At 66.2% G+C, this 23078-nt stretch carries 16 protein-coding genes; 10 read left to right on the forward strand and 6 right to left on the reverse strand.

The window, feature by feature from the left end:
• Window positions 1-5 precede the first annotated feature (5 nt).
• The 5 genes from VGN93_RS21735 to hutC all read right to left on the reverse strand — a co-directional run bounded on the left by VGN93_RS21735 (window position 6) and on the right by hutC (window position 4466).
• Window positions 6-842 (reverse strand): ABC transporter ATP-binding protein, encoded by an 837-nt coding sequence (locus tag VGN93_RS21735; protein ID WP_319314457.1) that lies wholly within the window; start codon window positions 840-842, stop codon window positions 6-8.
• 17 nt (window positions 843-859) lie between these two features.
• Window positions 860-1189, reverse strand: a complete 330-nt coding sequence (locus tag VGN93_RS21740; protein WP_327509109.1) for a ferredoxin family protein — start codon at window positions 1187-1189, stop codon at window positions 860-862.
• 3 nt (window positions 1190-1192) lie between these two features.
• Window positions 1193-2821, reverse strand: coding sequence for an FAD-binding protein (locus VGN93_RS21745; RefSeq protein WP_327509110.1), 1629 nt, complete (start codon window positions 2819-2821; stop codon window positions 1193-1195).
• Window positions 2822-2876: 55 nt separating this feature from the next.
• Window positions 2877-3464: a thioredoxin family protein gene (locus VGN93_RS21750; RefSeq protein ID WP_319314451.1), complete on the reverse strand. Its 588-nt coding sequence runs from the start codon at window positions 3462-3464 to the stop codon at window positions 2877-2879.
• Window positions 3465-3725: 261 nt separating this feature from the next.
• Entirely contained in the window at window positions 3726-4466 is a 741-nt protein-coding gene (gene hutC / locus VGN93_RS21755; RefSeq protein ID WP_319314449.1) for a histidine utilization repressor, read from the reverse strand.
• A gap of 473 nt (window positions 4467-4939) precedes the next feature.
• Here hutC and VGN93_RS21760 point away from each other — a divergent pair, with 473 nt between their 5' ends.
• The 5 genes from VGN93_RS21760 to VGN93_RS21780 all read left to right on the forward strand — a co-directional run bounded on the left by VGN93_RS21760 (window position 4940) and on the right by VGN93_RS21780 (window position 16263).
• Complete coding sequence (locus VGN93_RS21760; RefSeq protein ID WP_327509111.1) at window positions 4940-5974, forward strand: ABC transporter substrate-binding protein; 1035 nt, start codon at window positions 4940-4942, stop codon at window positions 5972-5974.
• A 99-nt stretch (window positions 5975-6073) separates the two neighbouring features.
• On the forward strand, window positions 6074-6931 hold the full coding sequence (locus VGN93_RS21765; protein ID WP_327509112.1) for a proline/glycine betaine ABC transporter permease: 858 nt from the start codon (window positions 6074-6076) through the stop codon (window positions 6929-6931).
• Window positions 6924-7754, forward strand: coding sequence for a glycine betaine/L-proline ABC transporter ATP-binding protein (locus VGN93_RS21770; protein ID WP_327509113.1), 831 nt, complete (start codon window positions 6924-6926; stop codon window positions 7752-7754). Before VGN93_RS21765 ends, VGN93_RS21770 begins: the two co-directional genes overlap by 8 nt.
• On the forward strand, window positions 7747-9234 hold the full coding sequence (locus VGN93_RS21775; RefSeq protein ID WP_327509114.1) for a histidine ammonia-lyase: 1488 nt from the start codon (window positions 7747-7749) through the stop codon (window positions 9232-9234). The genes VGN93_RS21770 and VGN93_RS21775 overlap by 8 nt, the downstream gene beginning before the upstream one ends.
• Before the next feature lie 237 nt (window positions 9235-9471).
• The gene (locus VGN93_RS21780; protein WP_327509115.1) at window positions 9472-16263 is read left to right on the forward strand and encodes a hypothetical protein; all 6792 of its coding nucleotides are present in this window, start codon (window positions 9472-9474) and stop codon (window positions 16261-16263) included.
• Window positions 16264-16274: 11 nt separating this feature from the next.
• Here VGN93_RS21780 and VGN93_RS21785 read toward each other — a convergent pair whose 3' ends face one another.
• Entirely contained in the window at window positions 16275-17333 is a 1059-nt protein-coding gene (locus VGN93_RS21785; RefSeq protein WP_319314436.1) for a LacI family DNA-binding transcriptional regulator, read from the reverse strand.
• Between the two features lie 245 nt (window positions 17334-17578).
• On the opposite strand from VGN93_RS21785, the gene VGN93_RS21790 reads away from it, so the two are divergent.
• The 5 genes from VGN93_RS21790 to VGN93_RS21810 all read left to right on the forward strand — a co-directional run bounded on the left by VGN93_RS21790 (window position 17579) and on the right by VGN93_RS21810 (window position 23021).
• Window positions 17579-18562 (forward strand): substrate-binding domain-containing protein, encoded by a 984-nt coding sequence (locus tag VGN93_RS21790; RefSeq protein ID WP_256116487.1) that lies wholly within the window; start codon window positions 17579-17581, stop codon window positions 18560-18562.
• A 107-nt stretch (window positions 18563-18669) separates the two neighbouring features.
• Window positions 18670-20184 carry a sugar ABC transporter ATP-binding protein gene (locus tag VGN93_RS21795; RefSeq protein WP_327509116.1) on the forward strand — a complete coding sequence of 505 codons (1515 nt, stop codon included), beginning with the start codon at window positions 18670-18672 and terminating at the stop codon, window positions 20182-20184.
• Window positions 20177-21178, forward strand: a complete 1002-nt coding sequence (locus VGN93_RS21800; RefSeq protein ID WP_327509117.1) for an ABC transporter permease — start codon at window positions 20177-20179, stop codon at window positions 21176-21178. Before VGN93_RS21795 ends, VGN93_RS21800 begins: the two co-directional genes overlap by 8 nt.
• Complete coding sequence (locus VGN93_RS21805) at window positions 21175-22161, forward strand: ABC transporter permease (RefSeq protein ID WP_327509118.1); 987 nt, start codon at window positions 21175-21177, stop codon at window positions 22159-22161. Before VGN93_RS21800 ends, VGN93_RS21805 begins: the two co-directional genes overlap by 4 nt.
• Window positions 22162-22172: 11 nt before the next feature.
• A complete protein-coding gene (locus VGN93_RS21810) occupies window positions 22173-23021 on the forward strand; it encodes a sugar phosphate isomerase/epimerase family protein (protein ID WP_327509119.1) in 849 nt (282 codons plus the stop codon).
• Window positions 23022-23078: the final 57 nt, after the last annotated feature.

Below are 23078 nucleotides of genomic sequence, written 5' to 3' on the forward strand. Positions count from 1 at the left end.
CTCCCTCAGTTGGCGTAGGTGGAAGCAACGGCCCAGTCGCGCTGGGCCTTGCCGACTTCGTCGCGCAGGCTTTCCCAGACGCGGCCGCGATAGGCGTTGAAGTCCGGGCTGTTGCGGATATCGAGATCGCGCGGGCGCGGCAGGTCGATCTCGACGATCTCCTTGACGCTCGCCGGCCGCGCCGTCATCACCACGACGCGGTCGGCGAGATAGATCGCCTCGTCGATCGAATGGGTGACGAAGACGACCGTCGTCTTGATCTGCTCCCAGATGCGCAGGAGTTCGCTTTGCAGGATGTCGCGCGTCTGGGCATCGAGCGCGGCGAAGGGCTCGTCCATCAAGAGCACCTGCGGATCGGTGGAGAGCGCGCGGGCAATCGCCACGCGCTGCTGCATGCCGCCGGAAAGCTGCGATGGGAACCGGTCTTCGAAACCCTGGAGCCCGAAGAGGTGCAGGAAATGCAGCGCCTTCTCGCGTCGCTCCGTGGCGCCGACACCGCGCACCTCCAGCGCATATTCGACATTCTGCAAGGCCGTGCGCCAGGGGAAGAGCGCGTATTGCTGGAAGACGTAGGCGGTACGGGCATGCGGCTTCGAGACCTCGATGCCATCGATGCGGGCGATGCCGGAGGTCGCCTCGGTCAGCCCGGCGATGACGTCGAGCAGCACCGATTTGCCGCTGCCGGAAGGGCCGACCAGCGTCACGAACTCGCCGCTGTCGATGGTGAGGTCGACGCCATCCAGCACGGCGATGCGGTTCGACGTGACGCCATCGACGGTCACGGTCTGGCCGGGCTTCAGGTTGAAGGATTTTCGGATGGCGCTGACGGCGATGCGTTCCATGGTGATCTCTCTTTCGCTCAAACCTGCGCCACGCGAATGTGGCGGGTCGGATCATTCTTTGTCCCTCCGGCGCGCCCGCGGCTCCAGCCGAGCGAACGGGCATAGACGCCGAAGAGGTTGCGTTCGAGGACTTCGGATTCGGTGATGCCGACCGGGCCATCCGCATTTTCAGCGACATAGAGGGCATCGGTCGGGCAGTAGATTTCGCAGAGGAAGCAGGTCTGGCAGTCGTCCTGGCGGGCGATGACGGGAAACCCCGTTTCGTCGCGGTCAAAGACGAAGGCCGGACAGATCCGCTCGCAGATGTCGCAGTTGATGCAGCGCTCGGCGGAAACGACTTCGATCATCGCTCAGCCCTCCTGCGCCGTATCGAGAACGAGGTCCTCGCGCAACGCCGTCACCCGGTCGAGGCCGGAGACGATGATGCGGTTTGCCTGCGCGTCGCTCTCGGCCGGAAAATCACGCCGGCGATGCACGCCGCGGCTTTCGGTGCGCAGCGATGCCGCGGCGACGGTCCAGCGGGCGCTGGCGGTGACCGAGGCGACTTCGCGCGAACGCAGGCGTTCGATGCCGGTCGCGGGCGGCGCCTGGTTCAGGCTCGACCACAGATCGTCCAGTGTCCCGCGGCTCGCCTCCAGCGTCTCCGCCGTGCGCCAATAGCTCTTGTCGAGCGGTGCGATCTGGTCGTGCGCGATGCGGGCCGCGGCGGCGAGATCGATATCGTCGCGCTCGGCGCTGCCGCGCAGGCCCGTCGTGCCGAGCGGTTGCAGCCTTGCACTGTCGCGGGCCTGCCGGCGACGGGCGTGGTGTGCTGCGCCGTGGCCGGCCCACCAGCCGCTGGAGATCGCCCAGGAGGCATTGATGGCGCCGCCGCCGGAAATGCCGCCGGTCACGTTTTCGCGGCTTGCCGCGTCGCCCGCGGCATAGAGGCCGGAAATGCCGGTGCCGCAATCGGACGTGACGATGCGGATGCCGCCGGTGCCGCGCACCGTGCCCTCATATTTGAGGTCGACGCGAAAGAGCTCCTCGAACGGGTTTATGCCCATGCGCTCGTAGGGCTGGAAACAGTTCGGCTGGCCGCGCTTCAGCCAGTCCTGCATGGCGGGTTCGGCGAGATCGAGCCGGGCGTAGACCGGGCCGGAAAGCAGGGCTTCCGCCACCTGTCGCTCGCCGCCGCCGATACCGTTCGTCACGGCTTCGCCGCGCGCATCGCGCAGGACCTCGCCGTCGGCGCGGTAGAACGTTGCCCAGCGGAAGGGCAGGCCCTTGTTGAGTGACGAGCCGTGCGGGGCGAGCGTGTATTTGCCGGTGAATTCCATGCCGGACAGCGAAGCGCCTGCCTCCGCGGCGAAGAGATAGCCGTCGCCGGTCAGCCCTGTGCCGCCGAGGATGCGCTCGAAGAAGGCGCAGCCGCCCGTCGCGAGCACGACGGCACCCGCGGACACCTGGAAGCTCGTCCCGTTGCGGCGCACCAGCCCCGCGGCACCGCCGACATGGTTTTCGTCGCAGAGCAGTTCGAGGATCGGATGATGGTCGAGAATGGTGACGCCGGCCTTCTGCACGCGCTGGCGCATGAAGCGCATGTAATCCGGCCCGCGCAGATTGGCGATATAGAGACTGCCGTCCTCCTCGCTCGGAAAGGGATAGCCCCATTCGACGAGTTTTTGCAGGTTCTCGTAGGCCCGGTCGGCCGAGCGCAGCATCCAGCGGCGATCGGCGAGGCCCGCGGTGCGCTTGAAGCGCTGCTCGACGGAAGCCGCGCGACCCTCGCCCGGCGGAACGCACCAGGTGCCTGTGTTCGATGGTGCCGTCGCACCGCTCGTGCCGTGATAGCCCTTGTCGGCCAGCACGACGCGGGCACCGGCCTCGGCCGCCGAGATCGCTGCCCAGGCGGCGGACGGGCCGCCGCCGACGACGAGCACGTCCGTTTCGATAAGACGCCCGTCCTGCGTGGGCTGTTCCTTGCGACGCGATGCCATGGTGTTCCGGTTTTTGGAGTGAGAAGACGGTGCCGGCCCTCGCGGGCCGGCAAGATCAGGCGGCGACGGGGAACCAGGACGGTTCGTTGCCGGCGGTCCACTTGATGTTGCAGCCGATCGACGGCGTCTGGGCCGAACCGGCGGCCTCGCCCTTCAGCACGGCAGCGACGGCCGCGCGCAGGTCGGCACCCGTCACGACTTTGCCGTTGCCCGGGCGCGCATCGTCGAACTGGCCGTGATAGGCGAGCTTGCGATCGCGGTCATAGAGGAAGAAATCCGGCGTGCAGGCCGCGCCATAGGCCTTGGCGACGCCCTGCGAGGCATCCTTGAGATAGGGGAAATCGTAGCCATAGGTCTTCACCTCCGCGCCGACGCGTTCCAGCGTTTCTTCGGGATGCGCCGCAGCGTCATTGCTGTTGATCGCGACGACGGCGAGCCCCTGCCCGGCATGGTCGCGGGCAAATTGAGCGAGCGCTTCGCGGATCAGCACGACGAAGGGGCAGCGGTTCGAGATGAAGGCGACGAGCAGCGCCGGGCTGTCCTTGAATTCGGCAAGCGTGAACAGATTGCCGTCCGCATCCGGCAGGATGAAGTCCGGCGCACGGGTTCCGAGCGTAATGGGGTTGGATTCGGTCTTGGGCATGGTATCCTCCTGGCAAGCCAACGAGGATAATAATCTAGATATTACATGGATTTTATAGATATCATTTTCCAACCGACGCGCCCGGTGGAGATATTGTTGGCGCCATAAGGGCTGCCCGGCGCAATCTTTTTGCAGCTAGGCTCCTGGCGATGCCCCCCTCCAGTGCTCGTTTGATTGAACCCGATCCGGCGCTGGATGCCCGCATGACGGAAGCGGGCGTGACGATCCGCCGGCCTCCTGCCGGCGCTCTCTTCGTGAAGGTCAGAAACTGCTCTGGAGGCGGTAGCGCGAGCCCGGATAGAGCAGGCGCACGGTGGTCACGACGCGGTCCTTCGACCAGGTGCGGCGGCGGATGAGGATGCAGGGTTCCGAACGGGCGATCGCGAGAAGCTTGCATTCCCAGGGCTGCGGCAGCACCGCCTCGATGAACTGCTCGGTCTTGGCGATCGGCGCGATGCTCGTGAGAAAGGCGTTCGGCGTGGTGCGGGAAAAATCCTGCTCCAGATAGTCCGGCGCGATGGCCGGATTGACGAAGCGGTCCTCGAGCTGGATCGGCACGTCGTCTTCATTGTGCACGATGACGGAATGGAAGGACTGCGCGCCGACATCGAGTTCCAGCGCCGCCGCCAGTTCATGCCCGCAGGTCTCGCTCTGGGCGAGGATGAGCTCGGTGCGGTGGACCGCGCCGCGCTCCAGAATCTCGTCGGCGATGTTGCGCACGCCGAGCGCCAGCGCGCTGCGCTTCTTCGGCGCCACGAACGAGCCCTTACCCTGCACGCGGGTGATGACGCCCTCATTGGCGAGTTCGCGCAGCGCCCGGTTCGCCGTCATGCGGCTGACGCCCAGCATGTCCACCAACTCGTTCTCCGAGGGGATGCGGTGATTGACCGGCCATTCGCCGGTTTCGATCTTCGCCCGGATCTGCGTCTTCATGCGCTCGTAGATCGGCGCGCCGCGCTCGCCCGCATCCTTCGCCAGCAGTCCGGCGTCGTCATTCAGCATTGCCGTGGCTCCCCGCGTTCAAACCTCAGTACCTGCTTACAAAATATGCCGGATAAAGTAAGCACAGTTTTCATTCAGCGCCATCCACTTGTCTACCATCCTCCATTAAGTTACATATACAACTTTGGCCTTTTATCGATGGATTCCAATGGGCTTTCCTCGCAGAGTTTTCTTCGGGCCGCGACGCTCCAAAAAGCCTGAAAAATAAGCCGGACTGCCCGAAAAACAGGCCTCGCCTCCCGGTCCAGGCATGAACACTCCAATCTACCACCAGCGCTTAATGCGACATTTAATGTCGCGGACGAAGATGCGCACGGCAAGGCGATATGACATTCATTGCAAGACAAGTTGTATAGTGAACTTAATGAACAGGCGACCTGGGGTCGCGGAGGCTGCGCATGACCTGAGGCCACACCGGTGGCCGCCTGAAAATCTGGTTTTCATCGTTACCATCATCAAAAAGGGGAACTGAAATGCTGAATTCCAAACTGAAATATTCGCTTCTGGCCGCCGTAGCCCTCATCGCCGGCTCCGCCGGCACGGCACAGGCCTCCTATTGCAGCGACGGCAAGACCGTTACCTTCGCCGGCATCGACTGGGAAAGCGGCGCCTTCATCACCGAAGTCATGAAGGAAATCCTCGCCAAGGGTTACGACTGCAAGGTCGATTCCATTCCCGGCAATTCCGTGACGCTGGAGCAGGCGACCGCCAACAACGACGTGCAGATCTTCGCCGAAGAGTGGATCGGCCGTTCCGACGTCTGGAACAAGGCGTCTGCCGCCGGCCAGGTGAAGTCGGTCGGCAAGACTTTCGTCGGCGCTGCGGAAGGCTGGTTCGTGCCGGAATATCTGGTGAAGGGCGATGCCGAAAAGGGCATCGAGGCCAAGGCGCCCGACCTGAAGAGCGTCGAGCAGCTCACCGACCCGAAGATCGTCGAACTGTTCCTCGATCCGGAAGAGCCCACCAAGGGTCGCTTCCTGAATTGCCCGTCGGGCTGGACCTGCGAAGGCGTCAACACCGCAAAGCTTGCCGCCTACAAGCTTGGCGAAAACTACGTGAACTTCCGCCCGGGCACGGGCACCGCGCTCGACGCCGCGATTGCCTCCGCCTATCTCCAGGGCGAACCGATGCTGTTCTACTACTGGAGCCCGACGGCGATCATGGGCAAATACAAGCTGATCCAGCTCGAAGAGCCCGCATACAATGATGCCTGCTGGAAGGAACTGACCAGCGCCGATGGCAAGCGCGACGCCGGCTGCGCCTTCCCCTCGGTCGAGGTGGCCTACGGCGTCAACAGCACCTTTGCGGGCGAAGCGCCGGACATCATGGAAATCCTCGAAAAGGCGACCTTCCCGCTGGAAGAAGTCAATGCCAGCCTCGCCTACATGACCGACCAGAAGGTCGATGCGGTCGCGGCTGCCAAGAACTTCCTCCAGACCAAGGCCGACATCTGGGGCGGCTGGGTGTCTGCGGATGCCAAGGCGCGCATCGAAGCTGCCGTCAAGTAATCGCAGGGCTGCGCGTCAAAAGTTTGACGCGCAGCCTTTTCCCGTCAGGACAGGGGCTGACCACCGGGACGACGGTCGGCGCGCGCGAGGATGTCATCGATGTTTCCTGAAGCTTTCAATATTTCCATTCGAGGCCCGATCAACGACTTCGTGCAGTCGCTGGTGGTGAATTACGGGTTCGTCTTCAAGGCGATCTCGCACACGCTCCTCCAGGCGATCCTCTTCGTCGAATGGATCCTGCGGGGCCTGCCCTGGTGGGCCGTCTTCCTCGTCTTCCTGGCGCTCGCCTGGTTCGCCGCAAAGAAAATTTCGCTCGTCGTCATGGTCGCCGTCATGCTGTTTGCGGTCGGTGCACTCGGCCTTTGGGACCTGACAATGCAGACGCTGGCGCTGATGCTGATCGCCAGCCTCATCTCCGTCGCCATCGGCGTGCCGATGGGCATCTGGCTTGCGAAGAGCGAGCTGATGCGGCGTATCACGCTGCCGGTGCTCGACGTCATGCAGACCATGCCGAGCTTCGTCTACCTTATCCCGGCAATCATGCTCTTCGGCCTCGGCAAGGTGCCGGCGGTGCTCGCGACCATCATCTATGCCGTGCCGCCGCTCATTCGCCTGACCGATCTCGGCATCCGCCAGGTCGACAGCGAAGTGGTGGAGGCCGCGACCGCCTTCGGCGGCAGCCCGCCGCAGATCCTCTTCGGGGTCGAACTGCCACTCGCCACCCCCACCATCATGGCCGGCCTCAACCAGACGATCATGATGGCGCTCTCCATGGTCGTCGTCGCCTCGATGATCGGCGCGCGCGGGCTTGGCGAACAGGTGCTCAACGGCATCCAGACGCTCGACGTCGGCAAAGGGCTGGAAGCCGGCCTCGGCATCGTCATTCTGGCGATCGTGCTCGATCGCATCACGCAGGGTTTTGGCCAATCGAGCGGCAAGGAACGCGGCAATGACTGATATCAAGATCCGCAATGTTTCCAAGATTTTTGGCGGCAACTGGAAGACCGCGCTCGCCATGACGAAGGACGGCGCCGACAAGACGGCGATCCTCGCCAAGACCGGGTGCAGCGTCGGCCTCGACAATGTCAGGCTCGATATTCCGGACGGCCGCATCTTCGTCATCATGGGGCTTTCCGGCTCCGGCAAATCGACGCTGGTGCGCCACATCAACCGGCTGATCGAGCCGACCAGCGGCGAGATCCTCGTCGACGGCAGCAATGTGCTGGACCTCAAGGCCAAGGACCTGCGCGACTTCCGCAACCGCCGCGTCAGCATGGTGTTCCAGAACTTTGGGCTGATGCCGCACCGCACCGTCTTGCAGAACGTCGTCTACGGCCAGCGGGTGCGCGGGCTGACGAAGGCGGATGCGGCGCCGATCGGCATGAAATGGATCGAGACGGTCGGCCTGTCCGGCTACGAGAACAAGTTTCCGAACCAGCTTTCCGGCGGCATGAAACAGCGCGTCGGGCTTGCCCGCGCGCTTGCCGCCGATACCGACGTCATCCTGATGGACGAGGCCTTTTCCGCGCTCGATCCGCTGATCCGCGCCGACATGCAGGACCAGCTTCTCCAGCTGGAAAAGAACCTGCACAAGACCATCGTCTTCATCACGCACGATCTCGACGAGGCCTTGCGCATCGGCGCGCAGATCGCGATCCTGAAGGACGGCAAGCTGGTGCAGGTCGGCACGCCGAGTGAAATCTTGAACAGCCCGGCGAACGACTATGTCGCCCGCTTCGTGCAGCGCCGCGCCGGCGCAGGAGAAGTCCAGCATGCCTGATACGATCGTGCTCGATCGTCCGTTGACCTGGCAGGAGATCGCCGCCATCGCCAAGGGCGCGGCGCTCTCCCTGTCGGACAACACATGGCAACGCATCGCCTCCGCACGCGCCGTGGTCGATGCGCTCGTCGAAAAGCGCGTGCGCGGCTACGGTATCAACACCGGCGTCGGCGCGCTCTGCGACGTGATCGTGGACATTCCGCAGCAGCAGGCGCTGTCGCGCAACATCCTGTTCAGCCATGCCTGCGGCGTCGGCGAACCGCTCGGCCGGGAAGAGACCCGCGCCGTGATGGCCGCGCAGATCGCCAATTTTGCGCATGGCTATTCCGGCGTGCGCGTCGAGACCGTCGAGACGCTTCTGGCCCTGCTCAATGCCGATATCCTGCCGGTCGTCCCGTCGAAGGGTTCGGTCGGCTACCTCACCCACGCCGCCGCCATCGGCCTCGTGCTGATCGGCGAAGGCGAGGCGCGCCACAAGGGCGAGACGATTTCCGGCCGGCAGGCGCTGGAAAAGCTAGGTCGCGCGGCTTTGGTGCTTGGGGCGAAGGAAGGCCTCAGCCTCGTCAACGGCACGCCCTGCGCCACCGGCCTCGCCAGCCTTGCCGTCGCCCGCACGACGCACCTGCTCGATTGGGCCGATGCGGCAGCGGCGATGAGCTACGAAAATCTCGGCGCGCAGGCGGACCCGTTTGCCGCAGCACCGCTGGCGCTGCGCACCTCGCCGGGGCTCCAGATCGTCGGCGACAATCTTCGCCGCCTGCTCGCCGGCAGCCCGCTGCTGGCGCAATCGGCCGGCTCGCGCACGCAGGATCCGCTCAGCCTTCGCGGCGTGCCGCAGGTGCATGGCGCGGTGCGCGACAGCATCGCGCAGGTCGCCGAGGTGGTGAATCGTGAACTGGGCAGCGTCACGGACAACCCGGTCGTCACCGGTTCGCCGGAGGCGCCGGAGGTGCATTCGCAGGCCCATGCGATCGGCGCGGCGCTTGGGCTCGCCATGGACGGCCTCGCTGTTGCCACGGCGGAGCTTGCAGCCATTTCCGAGCGTCGCATCGACCGGCTGGTCAATCCGCTGGTGAGCGGCTTGCCCGCCTTCCTCGCGGAAGGCAGCGGGGTCGCGTCCGGCTTCATGATCATCCAGTATACGGCAGCAAGCCTCGTCGCGGAAAACCGGCGGCTTGCGGCCCCCGCCAGCCTCGACGGCGGCATCACCTCGGCCTTGCAGGAGGACATCCTCACCCACGCGACGCCGGCTGCCGACAAGGCGCTGGCGATCGTCGCCAATCTCGAAACCGTGCTGGCGATCGAAGTCATGAGCGCCGCCCAGGCCTATGACATGCAGCCGAATACCAGCGGCAAGGCCGCCGGCACCGCCGCCCTCTACGGCAGGGTTCGCGATGCCGTTCCGGTCTATCGCGACGACCGGCCGCTGAACGGCATGGTCGCCATCCTGCGCACGCTCCTGCGCACCACCGAGGCCTGATCAGGCCGCGGGCCGGGACCAGTCCGGCTCGCTGAACGACCGCGCTCACACTCCTGATTTTGCTTGATCCGCCAGCCCTCGGCGGACCGCCCTTTGCGGGGCTTGAACGCGGTGCCGCGGGGCGCCTGCGGCGGCGATTCCGAACTTCAGGCTCAGGCAAGCTCCTCCCTGTATCAGGCAATCTGCCAGAACGCGGATTTACAGTTCTTTCGTCTTCATTTTTCCAGGAATTTGCTCATGACGTCGACCGTTTCCTCCTACAGCATCGCCCAGATCAAGCAGCTTTCGGTAACGACGATCAAGGGCTGGTCGACGGAGGATGTGGCATCGCTTTCGACCGGCCAGCTCGGCGCCTTTTCCTCCGCGCAGATCGCCGCGCTGGAAACCGAGGACATCGATACCCTGAGCTCCCGGCAGCTCAGCGCCATTTCGCAGAGCGCGATCATCGGCCTGACGCTCGACCAGCTCGGCATGCTGAGTAAAGCCGACGTGGAAAGCCTGACGCCGTCGCAGGTCGGCGCGCTCACCACACAGCAGATCGGCGCGCTGACGGAGGACCAGGCCGAGGCGCTGACGGCCGCGCAGGTCCGCATGCTGAGCGCCGCCCAGCTCCAGGCGCTCGGCCCGGACGATATCAAGACCTTCTCGACCGAGGACATGGCCGCGATCAGCTACAAGGCCGTGCAGGGCCTGAGCGCCGCCACCATCGCCGCCCTTTCCGACGCGCAGATCGGAGCGCTGAGTCCGCTGGCACTTGCCGGCCTGACGACGGCGCAGGCAAGCGCGCTGACGCCCGACCAGATCCGCGAACTCACCACCGCGCAGGTGGCCCTGCTCAAGCCCGCGCAGATCGCCGCGCTCAGCACGGCGGCCGTCGCCGCCTTCTCCGATACCCAGATTCCGGCGCTGAGCACCAGCGCGGTCACCGGCCTCACCTCGGCGCAGATCAACGCCCTGGACGTCGACCAGATCGAGGCGTTCTCGCCCGCGCAGGTCCGTTCATTCAACGCCTTGCAGATCGGCGCCATGGGGGCCGCAGGCCTGGCCACGTTCTCGGCGCAAGACATTGCCGCCATCTCCAGCCGCGCGGTCTCCGGCATCAGCACCGCCGCTATGGCCGCCCTTTCAACGGAGCAGGTTGCAGCGCTGACTCCGGCAGTCATTCAGGGTCTGACGGCTGCACAGATCGCGGCGTTGAGCCCCGACCAGGTCGAGGTCCTGTCGCCGGCGCAGGTGCGCGCGATGAATGCCACGCAGATCGCCGCCCTCTCCTCCGACGACGTCGCGGCGCTGTCGAGCGGCGCCATCGCCGCCATCAACGACAAGGCGATCAAGGGTCTCGGCTCCGCCGCGATCGCCGTCCTCACGCCGGACCAGATCGCGGCGCTGACCAGCGTCCAGATCAATACGCTCGACGGAAAGCAGATCGCGGCGTTCGGCGCGGAGGGCATGACCTCGTTCACCACCGCACAGATCGCCGCCATCAACAGCAAAGCCATTCCCGGCCTGACGACCGACCAGATCGATGCACTCGCAACCGAGCAGGTCGGAGCCCTCTCGGCGCTCCAGGTGAAGGCGCTCACCGCCGCGCAGCTCTCCGCGCTCGACGACGTCGACATCGCGACCTTCTCGACGGCAAATATCGCCGCCCTTTCGGCAAGCGCCATCGCGGGCCTCAGCACCGCCACCATTGCCGGCCTGTCGCCCGCCCATATCGCCGCCATCAGCGCCAAGGCCATTCCCGGCCTCACCGCCCAGCAGATCGCGGAACTCAACTTCTCCCAGGCCGAAGCCCTGACGCCCTCGCAGGTCAAGGCGCTGAGCGCGCTCCAGCTCGGCGCCTTCACGCTCGATGCGCTCAAAGAGTTTTCGGCAGCCGACATCGCCGCGATCCAGAACAACGCGCTGAGCGGCCTCGGCAGCGACGCGCTCGCCAACCTCACCACCGCCCAGATCGCAGCCCTAACCACCGCGCAGATCGCTGCCCTCAAGCCGGCACAGCTTGCAGCCCTCGATACCGACCAGGTCGAGGCGCTGTCGCCGACCCAGGTCCGCGCGCTCAACGCCCTCCAGCTCGCGGCGCTCACGCCGGAGGCGCTTGCCACCTTCTCGACCGCCGACATGGCGGCGCTTACCAATCGCGGGATCTCGGGCATCAGCACGGATGCGCTCGCGGCGCTTTCGACCGACCAGATCGCCGCGATGAACAGCGGCGCGCTGACCGGCCTCACGGTGGCGCAGTCGCGCGCACTCACCACCGAGCAGGTCCAGGCGCTGTCGCCGGGCCAGATCAGCGCGCTCAATGCATCGCAGCTCGCCGCCCTCGACAGCGACGCGCTTGCCGCGCTGACGCCGGCCCAGTTCGCCGCGGTCAACAGCAAGGCCATCGGCGGCCTCAAGAGCGACGCCATCGCCGGGCTGACGACGGAACAGATCGCTGCGCTGGGCACCGCCGTCATCGCAAGCCTGACGACCGCGCAGCTCACCGCCCTGTCGCCCGAGCAGATCGAGGCCTTCACGCCGACGCAGGTGCGCGTGCTGAGCGCCAAGCAGATCACGGCACTCGGCGCGGACGGAATCGCGACCTTCTCTACCGCCGACATGGCAGCGATCAACACCAAAGCCATGCCCGGCATCACTTCGGCCGCCTTCGGGGAACTGTCCAGCGAGCAGATCGCCGCGCTGTCGCCGGCCCAGATCGCCGGCCTCTCGCCGGCCCAGATCAAGAGCATGGGCGACGACTTCTTCGCGGCACTCAGCACGTTGCAGATCGCCTCGCTCAGCACCGCCGTCATCACCGGCCTCACCACGGCCCAGCTCGATGCGCTGAGCACCGCACAGGTCGAGGCGCTGACCGCACTTCAGATCAAGGCGCTCAGCTCCGCGCAGCTCGCCGCGTTCGATTCCGCCGACATCGCGACCTTCTCCACCGCCGATATCGCGGCGATCACCACCAAGGCCATTGCCGGCCTGGAAGCTGGCGTGCTCGCCGGACTGTCGACCGCGCAGATCGCGGCGCTCGACCGCAACGCGCTGTCCGGCATGACGGCGTCGCAGATCGAAGCCCTGTCGTCGTCGCAGATCGCGGCGTTCTCGACCGTGCAGATCGCCGGCCTCGGCTCCGCGCAGGTCGCGGCCCTCGAAGCGGAAGACATCCAGGCGCTGTCCACCGCCCAGATCGCGGCGCTGAGCTACCGTGCCATCTCCGGCCTCAGCACGCTGACCGTCGCTGCCCTTTCCGCAAGCCAGCTCGCCGCCCTGAGCACGAATGCAGTCGCTGGCCTGACAACCGGCCAGGTCGAGGCCCTCACCTCGCAGCAGGTCAGCCAGCTTTCCACCGCCCAGGTCAAGGCGTTGACCGCGGCCCAGGTGAAGGCGCTTTCGGAGGACATCACTGCGCTTTCGCCCGCGCAGATCGCATTCCTGAATGCCGGCGCCATCAGCGGCCTCGCCTCCGACCAGATGGCAGCGCTATCCTCCGGCCAGATCGCGGCGCTGACGACCGCGCATATCGCCGCCCTCAACAGCGGACAGGTCGCGGCGCTGAGCAGCGCAGACCTCGCCGCGCTCTCGTCGGCACAGCTCGGGGCGCTGGGTGCACTTGGCGTTTCCGGCCTGACGTCCAGCCAGATCGCCGCGCTCAACACGGCACAGATCGCCAATCTCACCACCAGGCAGATGGCGGCCCTCAACTCGGCGCAGATCGCAGCGCTTGGAACGGACAAGGTGGCGGTGCTGTCGACCGCGCAGATCGCCGCGCTCAATGCCGGCAGCATTGCCGGCTTCAACTCCCAGCAGCTTGCCGTGCTCACCACCGCCCAGGCCGAAGCGCTCAACAGCGCGCAGATCGGCACGCTGACCTCCGAGCAGATCAAGGAACTCGGCACCGACAACATCGCGACCTTCACGACGAAGGAGATCGCGGCAATCAGCTCCAACGCTATCAAGGGCCTGTCGGCGGCGATGATCGCCTCGCTGACGACGGCGCAGATCGCGGCGCTGAGCACCGCCGCCATCGGCGCGATGAGCGTGCAGCAGATCGAAGCGCTGAACACCGCGCAGGCACAGGCGCTGACCAGCAGCCAAGTGGCGGCACTGAGCGCCACGCAGCTCGCCGCCTTCGGGCCGGATGACATCGCCACCTTCTCCACGCAGGACATCGCCGCCATCGGCTCGGCCGCGATTTCGGGCCTCTCTACCGAAACGATCGCCTCGCTTTCGCTAGCCCAGGTTGCCGCGCTGAGTGCGGCCGGCATCAGCGGCATGACCGCAAGGCAGGTCGCAGCCTTCAACGTCGCCCAGGCCGAGGCGCTGACCAGCACGCAGATCGGCGCGATGAGCGCGGTGCAGCTTGCGACCTTCGCGACGGACGAGATCGCCACCTTCACCACCCGCGAGATCGCCGCCATCGGCGCGGGCGCCATCACGGGCCTTTCGAGCGAAACGATCGCCAGCCTCTCCACGGCCCAGGTCGCGGCGCTCAGCACGGCGGCCATCGGCGGCATGGCACCGCGCCAGATCGCGGCCTTCACCAGCCAGCAGCTCGATGCGCTGACACCCGCGCAGGTCAAGGCGCTCGACGCCCGGCAGATCGCATCGCTCGGCACGGACTATATCGCAGCCCTTTCCACCGCCCAGATTGCGGCGCTGAGCACCGCCGCCATCGCCGGCCTGTCGACCGAGCAGATCGAGGCACTCAGCACCGCCCAGGCCGAAGCCCTGACCAGCATCCAGGTCGCAGCACTCACCTCGCGCCAGATCGCAGCGCTCGGCTTGGACGACCTGGACACGTTCTCCGTCGCCGACATGGCTGCCATCAGCTCGAGCGCCATGGCGGGCCTGTCGACGGCGATGCTCGCCTCCCTGACGACGAGCCAGATCGCGGCGCTTGGCCCGGCCGGTCTTTCCGGCATGACCAGCAGCCAGATCATGGCGCTCACCAGCGAGCAGGTCGGCGCCCTCACCACGGCGCAGCTTGCCGCCCTCGGCTCCAGGCAGATCGCGGCCCTCGGCACGGAAGACATCGCCGCCCTGTCGCCGACGCAGATCGCGGCGCTGAGCCCGGCCGGCGTCGCCGGCCTGACCTCGACCCAGATCGCCACGCTTTCGACCCTCCAGGCCGAGGCGCTGACCAGCACCCAGGTTGCCGCGCTGAGCTCGACACAGATCGCCGCCTTCGCGCCCGACCGGATGGAGACCTTCACGGCCGGCGAGATCGCCGCCATCTCCTCCAGCGCTGTCGCCGGCCTGTCGACGGCGACGATCGCCGCCCTCGCCACCGGCCAGATCGCCGCGCTGAATGCCGCAGGTCTCACAAGCGTGCAGATCGATACGCTCAACACCTACCAGCTGGAGGCGTTGACGACGGCCCAGCTCGCCGCCTTCGGCTCCATCCAGATCGGCGCGCTCGACACGAACGACCTCGCGGTTCTTTCGACGGCACAGATCGCGGCGCTGAGCACCGCCGGCATCGCGGCCCTCAGCACCGCCCAGATCGTGGCGCTCTCGACCCTCCAGGCCGAGGCCCTGACCAGCACGCAGATCGCAGCACTCAGCTCGACGCAGATCGCCGCCTTCGGCGCGGACGACCTGGAGCTGTTCTCACCGGGCGACCTCGCCGCGATCAATTCGCGCGCCATTACCGGCCTGACGACGGGCATGCTCGCCTCGCTCACCACGAGCCAGATCGCCGCCTTCAGCCCCACCGGCATATCGGGCCTGACGAGCGACCAGATTGCGGCGCTGACCGCCGACCAGGTCGAGGCGCTGACCAGCGCCCAGGTCGGCGCGCTCACCTCGCGCCAGATCGCGGCGCTCGATGCGGCCTACATCGCGCTGTTTTCGACCGCCGACATGGCGGCGATCAGCGCCTCCGCCATCAGCGGCCTGACGCCGGCCGTGCTTGCCGGCTTCTCCGCCAGCCAGATCGCGGCGCTGAGTGCGGTCGGCATCGGCGGGCTCACCACCGCGCAGGTCGCAGCGCTCAGGTCAACCCAGGTGGGCGCGCTGTCGACCCAGCAGCTCGCGGCCCTCGGCTCCAAGCAGGTGGCGGCACTCGACGTGGAAGACGTGGCGGCGCTGACGCCGAGCCAGGTCGCCGCGCTCTCCGCCAGCGGCGTGGCCGGCCTCACCGGGGCGCAGGCCGCCGGCATGACGCTGGAGCAGGTCGAAGCGCTCTCCGCCGGCCAGATCGGCTGGCTCAGCTCTGCCGCGCTGGCCGGCCTTTCGACCCAGGCGCTCGATACGTTCACGCCCGAAAAGCTCGCCGCAATCGGCGCCAGCGCCATCAAGGGCCTGCCGCCGAGCTATCTCGCAACACTCTCCGAGGCCGAGATCGCCGCGCTGACGACGGGCCAGGTCGGCGGGCTCAGCAGCGCCCAGATCGCGGCACTCAGCACCGATCAGGTGGAGGCCTTCTCGCTCGCCCAGATCGGCGCGCTCGCCGTGCCGGGCATCGGCGGCCTTACCACCGCGCAGATGCAGACCATCTCGACCGACGAACTGGCCGCCATCAGCGCCGCCGCGATCAAGGGCCTGTCGACGGCGGCCATCGGCTCGCTCTCCAGCGAAGCGGTCTCGGCCCTTTCGACCGGGCAGGTCGCCGCCCTCACCTTTGGCCAGATGTCGGCGCTGAGCGCCCAGCAGATCGGGGCGCTCTCGACCGAGCAGGTCGGCGCGCTGACGGCGACACAGGCGGCGGCCCTCGGCGCCGACGACCTCGGCGCGTTCACCCCCGAGCATATCCTCGCGCTGAGTTCGAACGCCATTTCGGGCCTCGGCACGGCGACGCTTGCGGGGCTGACGACCGAACAGGCGAGCGCGTTTACGCCGGGCCAGCTTGCCTCGATGACCTCGGCGCAGATCGCCGCGCTGCCGCAGGGTGGCGGGGTGCAGAACTTCGCCTTCAACGCCATGAGCAACGATGCGCCGGAACCGTCGGCCGAGGAAACCGTCTCGGAAGAGCAGCCGCCGGCGAGCGACCCGCAATCCGAGATCGCCCAGATCATCTCGTCCTATCTCGAGATCTGAGGCCGGCTCGCCTACTCGATGTCCTTCAGGGCATCGAGCGGGCCGGTAAGCGCGGTGCGCGGCGGCACCAGCATCGGCGCCACCAGATGGGTGACCGCCGGCGCGCGGCTGGTGCCGAGGATCTCGAACCCCTTGGTGATCATCGCCTCGCTGTCCTGCCGGATCATGAAAACCGGGAACGGCAGGAAGGACCCGAACGGATCGTAGTCGTAACAACCGACGACGATATCGGCGAAGGTCTCGTGCGGATGCTGCGCAAGAAACCGCATCAGGCCTTCCAGGTTGATCGAGGAATTGACGAAGAAGCCGCGCGGCAGCTTGCCGTGATCGGCATAGAACGCCTCGAAGGCGCGCGCCGTCATGCCCGGTGAATAGCCGGTCGGCCGGATGCAGGCGTCGGGATCGCCGCCCAGCATCGCGCGCTTCACGTCGCGAAAACCGCGGATGCGCTCGCGGCTGGCATGGTCGTTACGGCCGCCGAACAGGTAGATCTCCTCCGGCGGCACCGGGCCGTCTTCCAGCGCCCGCTCGATGATCGCCTGCGTCAGCATGCGCGCGCCACCGTAATTGTCGCTGATGACGGACGACGCCTTGGTGCCGGGCAGGTCGATGTTGACATAGCGCAGCCCCGCCTTCTCGCAAACGTCGTGCACGCCGTCCGGGTCGGTAGCACCGGCAATGAACAGTTCGTCGATCGAATAGGAGATCAGCGTCTCGACCACCTGGCGCTCTTCTTCCGGATCACGGCAGGCGCTGACCACGATCGGGCACTGGCCGCGGCTCCTCACCTCCGCCTCGAAGGACTGCGCCATCGAGGAGAAATAGCGGTTGTCGTAGACCGGCAGCAGCAGGCCGACGAGGCCGGAGCGGGAGGAGCGGAGGCCGCGGGCCTGGAGGTTCGCGGTATAACCGTGTTCGTCGGCAAGCCCCCGGATGAGCGCGGCCGTCGCCTCCTTGATGCGCCGCTTGCGCCAGCTGCCGTTGAGAACCGCGCTGACGGTGGACGGTGAACTGCCCGAGAGGACCGAGAGATCGTAGATCGTCGCCTTCTTCTTGCCGGTGTCTGTCATGTCTGCCTCTTCTATCCCCGTTCCCTTAGGAAGAAATCCCCCTTGACGAAAGTACGGGCCTGGCGGATATTCATTGCACCATCGATTGTGCAAAAAAGAAAGATCGATTGTGCAGGATGGTTCGCCGGAGGAGGCGGGACGGGAGGCAAGGGAGTTCCCTCGCCGTGGAGAAACCAGAAACAACCTGCCGCAAAGCCGGCCGGTCGTATTCGTTCGCAGACGCGACCATTTGAGGAGGAGTGGACATGAGGAAGCTTATCGTAGCGGCTTTTGCCGCATCGCTCTCGCTTGCCGGCGCCGTTGCCGCGCTCGCGCAGGACACGCCGAAGATCGGCGTCGTCGTCAAGATCGGCGGCATTCCGTGGTTCAACGCGATGGAGGCCGGCATCAAGGAACAGGGCCAGAAACTCGGCGTCGATGCCTTCATGGTCGGCCCGACCAGCGCCGACCCGGCGCTCCAGGTGCGTGCCATCGAGGACCTGATCGCCCAGGGCGTCAAGGTCATCGGCGTGGTGCCGAACGACGCCAAGGTGCTGGAACCCGTGCTCACCAAGGCGCAGGCCGCCGGCATCAAGGTCATCACCCATGAATCGCCCTCGCAGAAGGGCGCGGACTGGAACTTCGAGCTTGCCTCGTCCACCGGCTTCGGTGAGGCGCATGGCAAGCTGCTCGCCGAAAAGACGGGCGGCAAGGGCGAATATGCCGTCTTCGTCGGCTCGCTGACCGTGCCGCTGCACAATGCCTGGGCGGATGCGGCCATCGCCTATATCAAGGCCAACTATCCGGAGATGACGCTGGTCGGCGAGCGCTACGGCGTGGCCGAAGACGTCGACAAGAGCCGTTCCACAGCACTCGACCTGATCGCGGCGCACCCGAACCTCAAGGGCTTCCTCGCCTTCGGCAGCCAGGGTCCGATCGGCGCCGGCCGCGCCGTCGAAGAACGCCGCAAGACCGGCGAAATCTTCGTGCTCGGCCCGTTCTCGCCCGGCCAGGGCCAGAAGCTCATCAAGTCGGACGCCATTTCCGGCGGCTTCATGTGGAACCCGAAACAGGCCGGTGAGGTCTTCGTCACGCTGGCCGACCGCCTGATCAAGGGCGAGAGCGTCAAGGAAGGCGACGACATTCCGGGTCTCGGCGTGATCAAGCCGGTCGGCAACGACATCATCGTCGACCAGCTGCTGCCCATCAACAAGGACACGGTCGACGACCTGGCCGCCATGGGCCTCTGACAAGAGGCTCCCTCCCGGGGCGTCGGGCCGGTCATTCCTGCCGGCCCGACACTCGGCAAAAGCGCGGTTTGCGCCCCTGACGGTGCTCGACGGAACAGGCAGCAGGCATGGACACGACAACGGCCCCAGGCGAAGACGCCCGACCGATCCTTTCGCTTCGCAACATCAACATGACCTTCGGCGGGGTTAAAGCCCTGAAGAACGTCTCCTTCGAGGTCATGCCCGGCGAAGTGCATTGCCTGGCCGGCGAGAACGGCTCCGGCAAGAGCACGCTGATCAAGGTCATCACCGGCGTCTACCGGCCGGCCGGCGGCGCCGAGATCGTCTTCGACGGCGCGGCCGTTTCGTCCATGACGCCCGGGATCGCGCAATCGTTCGGCATCCAGGTGATCTGGCAGGATCTCGCGCTCTTTCCCGAAATGACCGTCGCGGAAAACATTGCCTTCCAGACATTGTCCGGCGCGCGCCCGCGCTTCGTCCGCTATCCGGCGATCCGCAAGATAGCCGAGGATGCGCTCGCCCGGCTCGGCGTGACGCTCGACGTCGACCGGCCGCTCAAGGACTATGCCATCGCCCAGCGCCAGATCGTGGCGATCGCCCGCGCGCTGGTCGGCGAGGCGCGCATCGTCTTCATGGACGAGCCGACGGCGTCGCTGACCCAGTCGGAGACCGATCACCTGCTGGCGATCGTGCACACGCTTTCCGGCTCCGGGGTCGCCGTCGTCTTCGTCAGCCACCGGCTTGCGGAAGTGCTCGAAATCTCCTCGCGCCTCACCGTGCTGCGCGACGGCGCGCTGGTCGGCGTCTATCCGGTCGAAGGCATGACGCAGTCGCGGATCACCGAGCTGATGACCGGCCGCACCTTCGACCAGTCCGTGCGTGCCCATGACATTTCCCAAAACCCCGTCGTGCTCTCCGTGCAGGGCCTCTCCCGGCCGGGCGAATTCAGCGACATCGCCTTCGACCTGCGCCGCGGCGAAACGCTCGGCATTACCGGCCTGCTCGGCTCGGGCCGCACCGAGCTGGCGCTGACGCTCTTCGGCATGCGCCAGCCCGCCGCCGGCACGATCACGCTGGAGGGCAAGCCGGTGCGTTTTGCCTCCAACCGGCAGGCGATCGCCGCCGGTGTCGCCTATCTCTCGGAAGATCGTCTCGCGCTCGGCCTCAACCAGCCGCAGTCGATCGCCGACAACCTCGTCATGGCCTCGCTCAACCGCATTCTCAGCGGCCGGCTGATCTCGCCAGCGAAGAAGCGCTCGCTCGTTTCGCGCTGGATCGCCGATCTCGGCGTCAAGATCGGCCAGCAGGAGGATGCGATCTCGACGCTATCGGGCGGCAATCAGCAGCGCGTGGCGATCGCCAAGTGGCTCGCCACCGATCCCAAGGTGCTGATCCTCGATTCGCCGACGGTCGGCGTCGATGTCGGCGCGCGCGCCGGCATTTTCGAGATCGTCGCGCGGCTCGCAGAAGCCGGGCTTGCGATCATCCTGATCTCGGACGAGGTGCCGGAGGTCTATTTCAACGCCGACCGGGTCCTTCACATGGAAAAGGGCCGCATGGCCGGCTGGCACGATCCGCGCGCGACGACGCTCAAGGACATCGAGGCGGCCGTCTATGCGTAAGCTCGTTGCCGCCCACACCACCGAGGCCGTGCTTTTCGCCGTCATCATCGCGATCAGCATCGTGCTCTCCTTCACGACCGAGCGCTTCTTCACCCTCGGCAATGCCTTCGACCTGCTCAATATCAGCGCCGTCAACATCATCTTCGCCGTCGGCCTGCTCGTGGTGTTGATTGCCGGCGGCATCGACATCTCCTTCGCCGTCGCCGCATCCGTCGTGCAATATGTCGCGGCGCTCCTCCTGGAACGCATCGGCGGGGGCGGCTGGGTCTCCGGCCTGCTCATCGCGGGAACCGCCGGCATCGGGCTCGGCCTCGTCAACGCCTTCCTCATCCACCGCTTCCGCATCATCTCGATCGTCGCGACGATCGCCACCTTCAACGTCTATTTCGGCCTGCTGATGTTTTTCACGCGCGGCGTGTCGATCTACAACCTGCCGGACTGGCTGACGACGCGCGTCATCGTCTACGAGCGCGAGATGGCGGACGGCAGCTGGGCGGAGATCACGCTGCCGGTCGTCGTCATGGCGGTCTGCGTCGCCGTCACCTGGCTCTTCATCACCCGCACGACGACCGGCCGCCAGCTCTATGCCTTCGGCGACAATCCGGAGGGTGCGCGCCGATTCGGCATCAATATCGGCGCCATGCAGTTCATCGCCTTCGGCTGGCTCGGCATGATGGCGGGCATTGCCGGGCTCATGCAGGCGCATTACGCGCAGGAGGTCGTGCCCAACGCGCTCTATGGCCGCGAGCTCGACGTTCTCGCCGCCGTCGTGCTCGGCGGCGCGCGGCTCGGCGGCGGCAAGGGCACGGTGCTCGGCTGCGTGCTCGGCGTGCTGCTCGTCTCCATCACCCAGAACGGCCTCAACCTGATGGGCGTCTCGCCCTTCGCCTTCAAGATGATCGTCGGTGCCATCATCCTCGCCGCCATTACGCTGTCGAGCGCCCGCTTGGAAACCCTGCTGCCGATGCGCACCAGAAAGGGAGACGATCGATGAACGCGCTTGCCACCCGCTTCAACGCGATCTTCGGCGCCGACATGGCGGGCCCCTTCGCAGCGCTTGCCGCCGTGCTCATCGTCTTCGGCCTCGCCTCGCCGCAGTTCCTCACCGCCGCGACCTTTGGCTCGGTCGCCTTCCAGCTTCCCGAGCTCGGCATCCTGACGCTCGCCATGCTGCTGCCGATCCTGACCGGCGGCCTCAACCTGGCGATCACCTTCACCGCCAACATCGCGGGCCTGACGCTCGCCTGGGTGTTGCAGGCCAATGGCGGCGCCGATGCCGGCCCGGGTGCCTTCCTGCTCGGCTCGCTGCTGGCGCTCGGCGTGGGGGCGGCAAGCGGCCTCGTCATGGGCCTCGTCATCGCGTTCACCCGCGCCCACCCCATTCTCGTCTCGCTCTCGATGATGATCTTTCTCCGCGGCCTTGGAGAATTTCTCACACGCGGCGGCGATATTTCCGGCTTTCCCGGCTTCATCGCGCCGATCGGCCACGGCAGCCTTCTCGGCATTCCCGTGCCGCTGCTCATCCTGATCGCCTGCGTGCTGGCGTGCCACGTCCTGCTCTCGCGCAGCAAGCTCGGCTTCTCCACCTATATGATCGGCTCCAACATCGAATCCGCCCGCTATTCCGGCATCAACACCCGCAAGGTGCTGGTGCTAGTCTACATGCTCTCGGGCGCGATTGCGGCGGTTGCCGGCATCATCATGCTGGCGCGGTTCAATTCGGTGCGCATCGGCCACGGCGAATCCTACCTGCTGATCACCGTGCTCGCCTGCTTCCTCGGCGGCATCAATCCGTTCGGCGGCTTTGGCCGCGTGCTTCCCGTCTTCGTGGCGCTTGTCGTGCTGCAGCTCCTGTCCTCGGGGCTCAACCTGCTCGGCGCCAACCAGCATCTGGCAACCGCCGTCTGGGGCATCCTGCTCATCGTGGTGATGGTGCTGCGCTGGGCCTCGGCCAAGTTCATCAAGCTTACAAAATAGGAGAGACGACCATGGAAGGCTTCGGCGTTCATACCAGCATGTGGACCATGAACTGGGATCAGGCAGGCGCCGAAAAGGCGATTGCCGGCGCGGTGCACTACAAGATGGATTTCATCGAGATCGCGCTCCTCAACCCGCCCGCGGTCGATACCAAACACACCCGCGATCTCCTGCAGAAGAACAAGCTGCGCGCCGTCTGCTCGCTTGGCCTGCCGGAGCGCGCCTGGGCCTCCGTCCGGCCGGATGCAGCGATCGAGCACCTCAAGGTCGCCATCGAGAAGACCGCGGAAATGAGCGCCGAGGCACTCTCCGGCGTCATCTTCGGCGGCATCGGCGAGCGCACCGGCGTGCCGCCCACCCAAGGCGAATACGACAATATCGCACGGGTGCTCCAGGCGGCGGCGAAACATGCCAAGCAATATGGCATCGAGCTCGGCGTCGAGGCGGTGAACCGCTACGAGAACCACCTGATCAACTCGGCGCAGCAGGCCGTCGACATGGTGGAGCGCGTCGGCGCGGACAATGTCTTCGTCCATCTCGACACCTACCACATGAACATCGAGGAAAAGGGTGCCGCAAACGGCATCATCATCGCCCGCGACCACCTGAAATACATCCACCTTTCCGAAAGCGACCGCGGCACGCCCGGTTATGGCAACGTCCCCTGGGACGAGATCTACGCGGCGCTCGCCGCCATCGGCTTCAAGGGCGGGCTCGCCATGGAAAGCTTCATCAACATGCCAGCGGAAGTCGCCTATGGCCTCGCCGTCTGGCGCCCGGTCGCGCGCGACATGGAGGAGGTCATGGACAACGGCCTGCCGTTCCTGCGCAACAAGGCACAGCAATACGGCCTCATCTGACCGCTCCGCCGACAGGGCTACGGCCCGTCGGCGACGAGAGAATCACAAGGATGGCGG

It is taken from the genome of Shinella sp. (genome assembly GCF_035998705.1).
In the GTDB taxonomy this organism is placed as follows: Bacteria; Pseudomonadota; Alphaproteobacteria; order Rhizobiales; family Rhizobiaceae; genus Shinella.